The sequence below is a fragment of the Bdellovibrio sp. HCB274 genome (genome assembly GCF_047306075.1).
GTDB lineage: Bacteria > Bdellovibrionota > Bdellovibrionia > Bdellovibrionales > Bdellovibrionaceae > Bdellovibrio.
The window spans coordinates 1,782,481-1,794,224 of the sequence record NZ_CP178623.1; the positions used below are offsets into that span (position 1 = coordinate 1,782,481).

12 protein-coding genes are annotated in these 11,744 nt (G+C 46.2%); 7 read left to right on the forward strand and 5 right to left on the reverse strand.

Translation table 11 applies throughout. The features are described from left to right. Positions 1-47: 47 nt before the first annotated feature. On the forward strand, positions 48-1,703 hold the full coding sequence (locus ACLWNV_RS08730; RefSeq protein WP_413587542.1) for a ChaN family lipoprotein: 1,656 nt from the start codon (positions 48-50) through the stop codon (positions 1,701-1,703). Continuing rightward, positions 1,700-2,143: a GYF domain-containing protein gene (locus ACLWNV_RS08735; protein WP_413587543.1), complete on the forward strand. Its 444-nt coding sequence runs from the start codon at positions 1,700-1,702 to the stop codon at positions 2,141-2,143. Before ACLWNV_RS08730 ends, ACLWNV_RS08735 begins: the two co-directional genes overlap by 4 nt. Here ACLWNV_RS08735 and ACLWNV_RS08740 read toward each other — a convergent pair. After that, on the reverse strand, positions 2,124-2,396 hold the full coding sequence (locus ACLWNV_RS08740) for an HU family DNA-binding protein (protein ID WP_413587544.1): 273 nt from the start codon (positions 2,394-2,396) through the stop codon (positions 2,124-2,126). The two genes, ACLWNV_RS08735 and ACLWNV_RS08740, sit on opposite strands and share 20 nt — an antisense overlap. Positions 2,397-2,484: 88 nt before the next feature. Between ACLWNV_RS08740 and ACLWNV_RS08745 the strand changes: the two genes are divergently transcribed. From ACLWNV_RS08745 to pyk, 5 genes are all read left to right on the forward strand, one after another. Continuing rightward, entirely contained in the window at positions 2,485-3,210 is a 726-nt protein-coding gene (locus ACLWNV_RS08745; protein WP_413587545.1) for a hypothetical protein, read from the forward strand. A 42-nt stretch (positions 3,211-3,252) separates the two neighbouring features. Further along, on the forward strand, positions 3,253-3,933 hold the full coding sequence (gene bamD, locus ACLWNV_RS08750; RefSeq protein WP_413587546.1) for an outer membrane protein assembly factor BamD: 681 nt from the start codon (positions 3,253-3,255) through the stop codon (positions 3,931-3,933). Continuing rightward, entirely contained in the window at positions 3,933-4,670 is a 738-nt protein-coding gene (locus ACLWNV_RS08755; RefSeq protein ID WP_413587547.1) for a hypothetical protein, read from the forward strand. The genes bamD and ACLWNV_RS08755 overlap by 1 nt, the downstream gene beginning before the upstream one ends. 98 nt (positions 4,671-4,768) lie before the next feature. Beyond that, positions 4,769-6,442 (forward strand): hypothetical protein, encoded by a 1,674-nt coding sequence (locus tag ACLWNV_RS08760; RefSeq protein WP_413587548.1) that lies wholly within the window; start codon positions 4,769-4,771, stop codon positions 6,440-6,442. A gap of 5 nt (positions 6,443-6,447) precedes the next feature. Then, positions 6,448-7,935, forward strand: a complete 1,488-nt coding sequence (pyk, locus tag ACLWNV_RS08765; protein WP_413587549.1) for a pyruvate kinase — start codon at positions 6,448-6,450, stop codon at positions 7,933-7,935. 133 nt (positions 7,936-8,068) lie between these two features. Here the strand turns inward: pyk and ACLWNV_RS08770 are convergent, their stop codons facing one another. The 4 genes from ACLWNV_RS08770 to ACLWNV_RS08785 all read right to left on the reverse strand — a co-directional run bounded on the left by ACLWNV_RS08770 (position 8,069) and on the right by ACLWNV_RS08785 (position 11,709). Continuing rightward, the gene (locus ACLWNV_RS08770) at positions 8,069-9,049 is read right to left on the reverse strand and encodes a Crp/Fnr family transcriptional regulator (protein ID WP_413587550.1); all 981 of its coding nucleotides are present in this window, start codon (positions 9,047-9,049) and stop codon (positions 8,069-8,071) included. Between the two features lie 123 nt (positions 9,050-9,172). Then, positions 9,173-9,829 (reverse strand): CoA transferase subunit B, encoded by a 657-nt coding sequence (locus ACLWNV_RS08775; RefSeq protein WP_413587551.1) that lies wholly within the window; start codon positions 9,827-9,829, stop codon positions 9,173-9,175. Positions 9,830-9,831: 2 nt separating this feature from the next. Beyond that, positions 9,832-10,530, reverse strand: coding sequence for a CoA transferase subunit A (locus tag ACLWNV_RS08780; RefSeq protein WP_413587552.1), 699 nt, complete (start codon positions 10,528-10,530; stop codon positions 9,832-9,834). A 3-nt stretch (positions 10,531-10,533) separates the two neighbouring features. Further along, a complete protein-coding gene (locus tag ACLWNV_RS08785; protein WP_413581472.1) occupies positions 10,534-11,709 on the reverse strand; it encodes a thiolase family protein in 1,176 nt (391 codons plus the stop codon). Positions 11,710-11,744 lie beyond the last annotated feature (35 nt).

An 11,744-nucleotide genomic window follows, 5' to 3' on the forward strand; every position in this document is an offset into this window, starting at 1 on the left:
CAACGAATTTTATGTAAAAATTAGAGCCGCTATCAAGGAAGACAGCTTTGAACGACATACAAAAGTGGATTCGCATTCGCAAAGACCTCTATCTGCAGATGGAGAAACAAGTTCGTCATCGCCTGGGGGAAGACACCCCGGAGTTGATGCGTTATCATAAAACCTATCAAAGTGAATTCACACGCAAGTGGCAATCTGCCCAGCAGGGTGAACTGTGGGATCAAATCGCTGATTCTCAAGTGGTTCTCATGGGGGACTTTCATGCTCTCCATCAATCGCAAAAGGCGCAACTGCGGGTTCTGCGTAACATTCCTAAAAATCGTCCCACAGTTATGGCTGTGGAATTTTTTGATGCCGCTGATCAACCAAAAATTGATAAGTTCATGCAGGGTAAGCTTTCTGAAAAGGACTTTTTAAAAGCCATTAAATGGGAAGTTCGCTGGGGCTTCCCGTGGGAGCACTATCGTCCTATATTGCGTTACGCTCAGAAACATAAGATTCCTGTTTTTGGGTTGAATAAATCTTTTGCTAAACGCAATGCCACAACTTTGAAATCCCGGGATGTTTTTGCGGGTAAGAGGATTGCGGAGCTAACCAAGCTCTATCCAGACAGTCTGATTTTCGTGATCTATGGGGATTTGCATCTGGCGGGGGCCCACATTCCAGCGGAGATTCAAAAAAATCTGGGGAAGCCTTTTGCGAAAAAGGTGCTGAGCCTGTTTCAAAATTCCGACAAGCTGTATTTTCAATTGTTAAACAAAGGTACCGAAGGCAGTACGGATTTGATTCGTATCAATCGAAATACGTTCTGTCTGATGAGTGTTCCGCCTTGGGTGAAGTGGCAGAATTACCTGATGTATCTGGAGCAAACCTATGATGAAGGCTTGCACTTTACAGGTGATGAAGACGAAGACTGGGACGATGAGGATTCGGACTATGAGCCGTTGGACTTCACCGATCACGTCGGTCGCTATGTGAAAATCATGTCTGAGGAATTGGGACTGAAAGTGTCGCTGTCGGGATTGTCGGTTTATACCGCCCATGATGACTCGTTCTGGACTCAGGTGCGAGAACACTATGATGCGAAAAAGCAGATTTGGATTCAGCGTCTGATCGAGGATGAAAATTCGTTTTATCTTCCTGAAATCAGCGCGGCTTATCTGGCGCGCGGAACTGTAAATCACGCTGCAACCCTGGCTATGCACTATATTCATGCGCAGGTGAGTGAGGCGAAATCCTTTTTTGCGGATATGCCGCAGGATTTTTTGCGTTTGATCTGGATGGAAGCCGTCGCCTATTTCGGTTCAAAAATGATCAATCCCAAAAGGAAGACCGATACCATTGTGGATATTAAAGCCAGCCTGGCCCACAAGGACTCTTCTGACATTGGTAAAGAGGCCCTGCAGCTGGCGCTTGCGCAGAAAATGCATGAATTGATGGTGATCACAGGTGTGCCTGGTCATCGCCTGCAAGCCCGTCCTCGCCGAAAACTGAGTTATATGGTGGCGGCAACTTTGCTGGGGGGGATGATGGGAGAGCGGCTTTTTAACGGTTATCAAAAGAAGCTTGTGAAGGTCGCAACCCTCAGTTCGTTTATGCAAAAATCCATGGAGAATAAAAACTTCGAGGCGGCTTATTACGGCATTCTTGAAGTTGTTGAATCATTGCCCGCGCCATTTCAAAGTAAAAAGGAAAAGTTATGAAAAAAACCTGGTTTCGCAGTGTGAATTTAAAACCTCAGGGGCCATTCAGTCTGGAAGAAATGCGGGCCTTTATTCATCGTGGGGAAGTGGGCTTTCAGGATTTGATTTTAGATGAAAGCAAAGGCGAAGTTTGGAAGCCAGCGGCAGAGTGGGGTGTTTTTGAGCTTACACTTTTCCCCGCAGGGCAGTCGTTTATACCGGGAATGCCGATCGATGAAGAACTGCCGGAATGGGTGGTCTTGGTAGGGCAAAACGGCGGTACACCTTTGCAAGAAGGACCTTATTCGGTAGCTGATATCAAAGCGGGGTTGAATGCGGGGCAGATTTCACCGTATCAGTTGATCTGGAAAAGCGGCTTAAGTGGCTGGTGTCAGGTCAAAGATAGACCTGAGTTTTATGCCAGCATTACATCTGATCAACTTAGTTTAGAGAGTCTTTAAGATCTTTACCTGGTTTAAAGCGCGGCACGTGAGCGCTGGGAATTTTAACGGTTTGACCGGTTTTAGGATTGCGGCCCTGACGGGGTTTTCTGGTGGCTTTGGAGAAAGTTCCAAAGCCAACAAGTTTAACTTCGTCACCTTTTTTTAAGGCCTCCTGAATGACACGAAGGGTAGCGTCAAGAATATTTTCTGATTGAGCTTTCGTGGATTTTGTACGTTCAGCCACGATGTCGATGAGTTGAGCTTTATTCATTGCCATCTTCCCTTTCAGCGCAGGGGACAGACCTTAAGTTTGAGTTCGAATTTGGTCAAGGTAATTTACAGAAAAGAGGAGATTGAAAATGGGAAATTTGCTTCGGTGTTTGATCATTTTATTGTTTCCATTGACTTTATCTGCGCAGCAAAAAGTGGCGGCAGAACTATTTGCTTTGAAGTCTGAGAGAAAGCAAAAGCTCTATGATTTAAACCTGGAAATTGCTCCGGAGGGCGGTGAAAACCGTATGACGACAGAGTTTCGTGACACACAAGGAAAAGTGGTGGTGACTGAAAAAGGTGTCGCTGCAGGTGACAAATTTGTCAGTTATGAAATTGTAAGGCCGCAGACCGGAGAGTCCGGACGAATTTCTGTGGAAGGCGATAAAATTAAATTTGAATATCAGGGCGCTGACGGAAAAAAGAAAAGTGCCGAGGAGAAAAATAAAGGTCTTTTGTTATGCACCTCTAATTTTGGCCCCTTTGTTTTGTCCAACTGGAGCAAGTTTCAAAATGGAGAGTCGGTCGGTGTTCGTTACGCTGTTTGGGATCGTCTGGAAACAGTGGGGTTCACAATTAAAAAGGTCGGCGAATCGGAAGTGAATGGTGAAAAGCTGATGGAGCTGCAAATGAAACCCACAAGTTTCATCATCGCAGCACTGGTGGACCCGGTGCATTTCTGGTACTCCGAAAAAGACAAGAATCTGCGGGTGATGAAAGGTCGTGTGCCGGTGAAGCAAATGAAAGGTGGCAAGTGGTCTGATCTGGATGCGGAAGTGGTTTACACTAAGGTCCAGGACTCAGTCTCAAAGTAATACAGTCTCAATTTTTATCAGTTTCCCGCCGATAAGTGGGGCATGAAGAATCAGAACTCAATCTTTGTGGTTTTCTGTTTGTGCCTCACAATCGGTATCGTTGCCGTTTATGGAGTGTTGGTTGGACACTTTAATGGCCATCAGAAATATGAAATGCAAATCTCCGCGCTCAATAAAAAAATTGAGAAGGAGCAGTTTGATAATTCTCTGTTAAGTTACCAGCTTAAAGACTTTCAGCAAACGGTAGCTCAGGTGCTGCCGGATAATAAAACCATTCAGGCAAACTATGAGCTGAGCAATCTGGCTTCGGCGGTGCGCACTCCGGCAAGTGATTCCGGAGTGGATTTGTCGCCCGTTATCTATGAGCGCGCGAAGAAGTATTTCACCCAAAAAAACTATGACAAAGCCATCGTCGAGTTCAATGGTTTGCTGGAAAAGTTTCCACTGAGCTCGCACGGTGTGGAAGCACATTTTTTTATTGCTGAAAGCTATTTCCTGAAAAAAGACTTCCGCAGCTCGCTGGCGCAAATTGATGACATGGTCACGCAGTATCCTGATAACGATTTAACCGGGTTCATTTTGCTGCGCATGGGGCAGATCAGTGAATACAACAATCAGGTTGATGAAGCATCTGAGGTCTACAATACGGTTCTGAAAAATTTCAAAAATGAAGATCTTCGCAAGCAAGCCCGCAAACTTGCCAACAGTGTGGAATTCAAATAATGAAAAAGGTTTTTCAGCTTCTGATCTTTTTGCTGGCGTTTCAGGTTGAAGTTCGGGTTCGGGCTTCTGCCGATACGTTGCAGGAGCCAGTGGCGTGTTTAAAGACCTCTGAAAGCTGTGCATTGCATGTGGTGGGGGCAGCATTTCATCTTAAGCAGGAAAATCTGAAATTGCATTCAGGAGAGGGTTCCACGCTGATGCGTTTGTCGCAGTCGAAATGGCGATTGGTCAAAGGTGTTTTGTGGGTGGAAAATGCACCTGATGTGCAAATTGAAACTCCTTATGTAACTGCAAAATCCAGTCACGGTCAGTATTGGCTGATCGAGCGCGGGGATCGCCTGATTGTCAGAAACGTGGATGCGGAGCTGAATGTGGAGCTTCGTGACGGTAAAAAGCTGGAAGTACCGGCTGGCTTTGAGTTCTGGGTGACCGGAATTAATTCCAAAGGCAAAAACGAGTATGGGATGATTCAGACGATTGATTTGAAGGATCATCTGGCTCAGTGGAATCGTCTTTTCGACGGCACCAAAGAGCAATTCAAATCCCAGGTTTCTGATTTGCGCGGAAACTGGTCAGACCTTAGCGAACGGGGCGCTGGATTGTATGAGAAAATCGCTCTTCGCCAGATTGCATCGGTGGAAGACGGACGTCGCCGTGAGGAGGCCCGTAAGCGTGAAGCCCAGGCTGAGCGCCAGAAAATCCGTGATTTGATGTTCCAAAGAGCCTTTGACAGGTAGTTTTCCTCAAACCTTGGTCCTGATTTTATTTCCCTCATTCAGAGTCCTGAAGTTTCTTGGTCCTCCGCATGTTATTCTGCAGGCTGGGGAGGATAAGGATGTCTTCTATTTCATCAGATCGCGCGCGCCAGGACGAAAAAATCAGACAGACTCGTGAAGAGTATGAAAATCGGGAAACCGAGAATGCCAAGCGCCGCAATGCCGAGATCAAGCGTCTTGAACAACGTTATCATGACGAAGTTAAATCCATTACCGATAACTACGAAAATAAAATCGACTCTTTGAAAGAGCGCAATCGCGAGTTGTTGACGGACAAGGATCTGGATAACAATCGCAAGATTGATGAAGTTCGTAACACCTATCGCGAAGCTTTGCGTAATAAGACGGAAGAGTCCTATAATGACCGTGCTATGTTGCGCGATTCCTATGAAGGACAGCTGGATAAGCAAAAGCAGGTGAACGAAGCGCAAAAAAACAATCTGGTCGGGCAGTTAAACACGGAAATTAAAAACCGTGATGAGCAGTTGCAGCGCTCGACTGATGAAAACCGTGAAAAAGCCCGTCAGAACGTGGCTAACAACGCCCGTCGCCTGAATGATGCCCATGAAAAAGAAAGATCGGCTATGGCGTCATCCCATCAGCAGGAAGTGGCTTCGAAGAATCGCGCCATGAACGAGATGAGGAAGTCCTACGATTCACGCATTAAGCAAAGCGAAACGATGCGTGAGAATGAAAAAGAAACCTATCAGCAGAAAATTGCAGATATCATTACTAACGGCAAAGAAACTTATTCTGATAACTTGCAGATGAAGCAAGCCATGATGGATTCTGAGTTGGATCGCGTGCGTGATAAGTACCAAAATACTTTGGAGCGCAAAATGGAGACTTTGGATTCCCAGAATGCGGAATTTAGAGATTCAGTGAATGGTCGTATCAATTCACAGGTTCGCTCAAAAGATTCGCAAATTCAGCGCCTGAACAGCAAGCTGAATAACGAAATGGCTAAAAATGAAAAACTGCGTGGGATTGAAAGAAAAAACCTGACGCAGGCTTATGAAAAGCAATTGGATTTGGTTGAGCAGCGTCGTGAAGATGCAGTTTCCCAAATGCGTGAGTTGTCGGACGAGCGCGTGGATAAAATGAACGAAAAAAACGCGAAACTTTTGCGCAACGTGGACCGTGAGTATCAATCTCAGGCCAATGTTGCCAATGCGCGAAATTCCACGGACCGTGAAACTATGAAACAGCAACATGCTGATCAAATGATTCAGGTGAACTCAACGGCGGAATCCAGAGTTAAGAAAATTACAGATTTGTCTGCGAAAAATGCAAAACGCCTGGGTGAGTACTACGGAAGCTCTTTGGAGCAGATGGAAGACAATTACGCCCAACGCATGGATGGCCAGCGTCAGCGTTTCACGGATGATCAAATTGCCTCTAATAAGGCAATGACAGAGCGTTTCCGCGGCATGGAGCAGACATTCAATACAAGATTAGAAAATACTGTGAAGTCTTACGAGGACAAAATTGCTCAGCTTAAAGACAATCAAGACAAAGAAATAAAACGTCTTGAGCGTATGTACGGCCAGCGCATGGATAACCAGGGAAAAGCTTCTAAGAACGAAAAAGAATCCGTGACTATGCAGTATGAAGCTAAACTTGCGCAACTCAGTGAGTCGCATCAAGATCAACTTGAGAGAATGAATAGACGCCACCAGGAGGATATGCAAAACTTGTCGGTAAAGATGAGTTCATACTCTAGGAAGGCGTAATTTCCATGTTAGCAGACCGACGAGCGAAAATTGTGGCGACCATCGGGCCGTCAACTCGTGATGAAGTAAATCTAGAAAAAGCAATTAAGGCGGGCATGAATGTGGCTCGCCTTAACTTTTCCCACGGAACCCACGAAGATCACTTTAAGGTGATTCAGTCACTTCGAAAACTTTCCAAAGACCTTAATGCACCTGTGACGATCCTTCAGGATCTACAGGGACCTAAAGTTCGTGTGGGTAAAATTGAAAACGGAAAAATCGAAATCAAACCCGGCGAAAAATTCACTTTCACCACAGCACCTATATTGGGGCGTCAAGGGTTGATTCCTTCAGACTTTAAAGAGCTTCCTCTGGCTTGTACTCCAGGCACACGCATCCTTTTGGATGACGGTCTGATGCAGGTTGAAGTGTTGCAGGTCCGCGGTGAGGAAGTCGATGTCGTCGTTATTGATGGCGGTATCCTGAAAGACCGCAAAGGCATGAATCTGCCAGGTGTTAATTTGCCGGTGGATCCAATGACTCCGAAAGATCTGGAAGATCTTGAATTTGGCATCGCGAACAAAGTGGACTATATCGCATTAAGTTTCGTGCGCCATGCCCGTGACATCCGCAAGCTTCGTGAGATTATCGAAGCCCGTGGTTCCCAGGCAAAAATCGTGGCAAAAATCGAAATGATTGAAGCCCTCGAGAATCTTGAAGAGATCTGCCGTCTTTCAGACGCAGTGATGGTGGCGCGCGGGGATTTGGCTGTTGAAGTCGGTCAAAGCCGTCTGCCAGGTTTCCAAAAGCGCATCATCAATGTTTGTAATCAGTTGGGCCGACCGGTTATTACGGCGACTCAGATGCTTGAAAGCATGATTGAGAATCCTCGACCGACACGTGCTGAGATCACAGACGTGGCGAATGCGGTGTTGGATGGTTCTGATGCTTTGATGCTGTCGGCGGAATCTGCAAGCGGTAAACATCCGTTTAAAGCAATTCGCACTATGCATGAAATCATTCTTGAGGTTGAGCGCAACGAAGAGAAGTACTACAAAATCTCTTTGGAGAGTGAGTTCCTAAGCACGCCAGCGGCGATTGCAGCCAGTGCTTCCTTGAGTGCCTTGAAGTTGAATGCAACGGCGATCATCTGTTTGACCAGCACCGGTAAAACAGCCAGCATCATCTCAAGCTTCCGTCCTAAGGCGCGTATTATCTCTGTAACTCAGCATCGTGAAGTTTTGAATTCCATGGAGCTTAACTGGGGTATTCAGACTCATGCGATCAAGCCATATAAGAATATGGAAGATATCTTGTCAGAGGTGGATAAACTTTTGGTGACTCATGGTCTGTCTAAAACCGGTGATAAAGTCATCGTGACTTTGGGGCAACCAATTGCCAGCGGCACTAAGACGAATTCACTCTATGTTCATACGGTAGGGGCTGAGTCTTTGACCAGACTGCCAGACGATCAATTGCCACTTCGTTGCCAAACCGATCCAAATATCGATTAAAAGGTACGGACACACTTTCTCCATTTATAATAATATAAAAAGGCTTTAGTTCATCACTAAAGCCTTTTTATATTTAAAATCTTCAATAAAAATGGAGAAAGTGTGTCTTTAGCTCTGCCGGGACCTAGCGGACCTAGCGAAGTTTACGTTTTAGATTGTTTACCAGCGTCCAATTCTGCGCTTGAGGCTCGACGAAGCTAAGCTCTACCGGGGCGAAGACGGATGTGCCATCCATGATCTTGTCGGTTAAGTATTTCTTCTCGATCAGGCTGTTGGCGTCATCGGGTTTGATCAATGAACCGACTTCTTTCACGGATTCATTTTGCACCAGGTTCAAATCAACTTTGTTAAAGCCTTTATTATCAGCTGGAACTTTTTTGGCGAACAGAATCAAAGCACTCAATACTTTGCATTCCTGCTCCGTCAGCGGCTCTTTGCGATCCTTTTCCTGCTTGAATAACCAGTCATTGTACCAATCAACAAAAGCGAACAGCTCCGCAGGTTTAAGATTGGTGATCTTTTGGGTGCCATCGCCCCGGTCTTCCTGAGTAAGGTAACCAAGCTCTGTCAGGGCATTCACCATCGCAGTCATTTTATTGGTGGCTTCCTGAAAGATCTGAATCGTGTAGTTGCGAAGAAGTACCGACGAAACACTGACGCCGTTGGCTTCAGGTTTTCCATACTTGTTAAACACAAAATTCAGGATCGACATGAATTTATTAATTACATGTGGTGGAAAGCGCTCTTCGTCAGCGTTTGCGGTTTCAAGCTGTTTGATTTTTTTATTGGATTCACGAATGGTTTCGTTCAGATTTTTCAAAATCGCGCGAACCCACACTGGCAGCTGATCAAGTTGTTTGTTCAAAGAATCATAGGGGAGAGCGATAACCTCTGTCTCTTTGATGGCTTTTACATTGGCACTACGGGGTTTGTTGTCGAACAAGCCCATTTCGCCAACCATGGCGCCGGGATTGATTTCTGCAAGCATGACTTCGGATTGACCCTTGGTTTTTGTAACCGCCAGCAAGCCGGATTTAATGATGTACATTGCATCGGCAGCATCCCCTTCACGAAACAGATAATTATCTTTTGCCAGCTTTTTTGCCTCAGCCACGCACAGGTCCTTCCCGAGAAATTGTTGCATTTAGTATCTCGAAAAAACAGAAGGGCGGCACTGGGAAAAAATATGACTAGACTGAGGTACGGACAAGGTAAGTCCGTACCGTTCAGGGAATTTTTAGAATGTCATCGCTTTGCAGTCAGGTGCGATGGTCATTTTACCTTCGGTGGCTGCAAGGACTTTTTCAGGTGACAGATCCGGTGCGTATTCTTTTAAAACGAATCCTTGATCTGTTACTTCGATCACGCCGAAATCGCTGACGATTTTCTTGATACACTTGATGCCAGTTAATGGCAGAGTGCATTTCGTGCGAAGTTTGGAGTTTCCTTCTTTGTCAGTGTGTTGCATGGCTACGATAACATTGCGTGCGCCGGCAACCAGATCCATCGCTCCGCCCATGCCTTTAACCATTTTGCCAGGCACCATCCAGTTTGCGATAGAACCTTGCTCGTCCACTTCCATTGCGCCCAGAACCGTCAAGTCCACGTGGCCCCCGCGAATCATCGCGAAAGAGTCAGCGCTTGAAAAGAAACTGGCACCGGGAACTGCCGTTACAGTTTGCTTGCCTGCGTTCACCAAATCAGCATCCACTTTGTCTTCAGTCGGGAACGCGCCCATGCCTAAAAGACCGTTTTCACTCTGTAACATAACTGACATGCCTTTTGGAATGTAGTTGGCTACCAAAGTTGGAATGCCGATCCCCAGGTTTACGCAGTAGCCATCCTGAACTTCTTTAGAGATACGTTGTGCAATTTGTTCTCTTGTTAATGGCATGACTACCCCTTGCTCACTGTGCGCTGTTCGATGCGTTTTTGGTAATTCGTTCCTTTGAAAATTCTTTGAACGAAGACGCCTGGAGTATGAATTTGATCTGGATCCAATTCACCCACCTCAACCAATTCTTCAACTTCAGCCACTGTGATTTTGCCAGCAGTTGCTGCCATAGGATTGAAATTGCGAGCGGTTTTTCTGAAAACCAGGTTTCCGAATTTATCGCCCTTCCAGGCTTTTACCAATGCAAAGTCACCGACGATGCCACGTTCAAGAACGTAATCGCGGCCGTCGAAGTTTTTAATTTCTTTGCCTTCAGCGATCAATGTTCCCACACCAGTCGGAGTGTAAAACCCAGCGATACCCGCACCACCGGCGCGAATACGCTCCGCCAAAGTTCCTTGAGGACAGAACTCAAGTTCCAGTTCCCCGCTCATGAATTGCTTTTCAAACAAAGCGTTTTCACCCACGTAAGATGAAACCATTTTTTTGATCTGGCGTTTTTGTAAAAGCAAACCCAAACCAAAATCGTCGACACCAGCGTTATTGGAAACGCAGGTCAGATTTTTTACTCCGCGCTCAACCAAGGCTGCGATGGAGTTTTCAGGAATCCCGCAAAGACCAAAGCCACCAACGACCAAAGTCATTCCGTCTTTCACGCCCTCAAGGGCAGACATGGCATCGGCAAAAACTTTTTTGCTCATGGCCTACGCCTTTTCGATGATCAAAGCCACTGCTTCACCACCACCAATACACAAAGTCGCAAGACCATAGCGTTTGTTATGAGTGTGAAGAGCGTGAACCAAAGTCGTAAGGATACGAGCACCAGATGCGCCGATCGGGTGACCGATAGCAACTGCACCACCGTGCACGTTTACTTTTTCAGCCGGGATTTCAAGTTCCTTCATTGCCACCTGAGTAACAACCGCGAAAGCTTCGTTGATCTCCCAAAGATCGATATCGCCCACTTTCAAACCAGCTTTGTCCAAAGCTTTTTTGATCGCGCCCACCGGAGCTGTGGTGAAGTATTTTGGTTCGTGTGCGAATGTGCCGTGAGCCACGATTTTCGCCAAAGGTTTTGCACCACGTTTTTTAGCTTCGGATTCAGACATCAAAACGTGAGCCGCGCCACCGTCGTTGATTTTGGAAGCATTCGCCGCTGTGATTGTGCCCGCTTTATCAAAAGCCGGTTTCAAGCCTGGAATTTTATCGAAGTTCGTGTTGAATGGTTCTTCGTCTTTATCGATAACCACGTCGCCTTTGCGACCTGCAACAGTTACCGGAACGATTTCGTTTTTGAAAACGCCATCAGCCCAGGCTTTTTGTGCTTTTTTGTAAGAGTCGACTGCGAAAGCATCTTGTTGTTCGCGAGTGAAGTTATGCTCTTTTACGCAAATTTCTGCAGCATTACCCATGTGGAAATTGTTGTATGGATCCCAAAGACCATCTTTGATCATGGAGTCAGTCATTTGTGTTGGGCCCATGCGGTACCCAGAGCGGGAATTTTCAAGCAAGTGCGGAGCCAGAGTCATGTTTTCCTGACCACCAGCTACAGCAACTTTTGTGTTACCCAGTTTGATGTTGTCAGCTGCAAGCATAACGGCTTTCAAACCAGAACCGCAGACTTTATTGATCGTCATGCACGGAGTGTTGTTGCCAAGTCCAGCATAAAGAGCAGCTTGACGAGCCGGAGCTTGTCCCACGCCCGCAGTCAATACTTCGCCCATGATCACTTCATCAATTTCATTTGGGGAAACACCAGCGCGATTCAAAGCTTCTTTAATCGCAGCGGCGCCTAGTTTTGGAGCAGGTACTGCACCGAAACCACCTTGAAAGGATGCGACAGGAGTTCTGACGCTGCTGACAATCACTACATTTTCCATAATTCACCTCTTCATGTTGAAAATCGTAAAAAAAT

Bases quoted from the DNA above. Each gene is read 5' to 3' on its own strand.
- ACLWNV_RS08735 (WP_413587543.1), top strand. From the start codon at position 1,700: ATGAAAAAAACCTGGTTTCGCAGTGTGAATTTAAAACCTCAGGGGCCA.
- ACLWNV_RS08740 (WP_413587544.1), bottom strand. From the start codon at position 2,396: ATGAATAAAGCTCAACTCATCGACATCGTGGCTGAACGTACAAAATCC.
- ACLWNV_RS08745 (WP_413587545.1), top strand. From the start codon at position 2,485: ATGGGAAATTTGCTTCGGTGTTTGATCATTTTATTGTTTCCATTGACT.
- bamD (WP_413587546.1), top strand. From the start codon at position 3,253: ATGAAGAATCAGAACTCAATCTTTGTGGTTTTCTGTTTGTGCCTCACA.
- ACLWNV_RS08755 (WP_413587547.1), top strand. From the start codon at position 3,933: ATGAAAAAGGTTTTTCAGCTTCTGATCTTTTTGCTGGCGTTTCAGGTT.
- ACLWNV_RS08760 (WP_413587548.1), top strand. From the start codon at position 4,769: ATGTCTTCTATTTCATCAGATCGCGCGCGCCAGGACGAAAAAATCAGA.
- pyk (WP_413587549.1), top strand. From the start codon at position 6,448: ATGTTAGCAGACCGACGAGCGAAAATTGTGGCGACCATCGGGCCGTCA.
- ACLWNV_RS08775 (WP_413587551.1), bottom strand. From the start codon at position 9,829: ATGCCATTAACAAGAGAACAAATTGCACAACGTATCTCTAAAGAAGTT.
- ACLWNV_RS08780 (WP_413587552.1), bottom strand. From the start codon at position 10,530: ATGAGCAAAAAAGTTTTTGCCGATGCCATGTCTGCCCTTGAGGGCGTG.
- ACLWNV_RS08785 (WP_413581472.1), bottom strand. From the start codon at position 11,709: ATGGAAAATGTAGTGATTGTCAGCAGCGTCAGAACTCCTGTCGCATCC.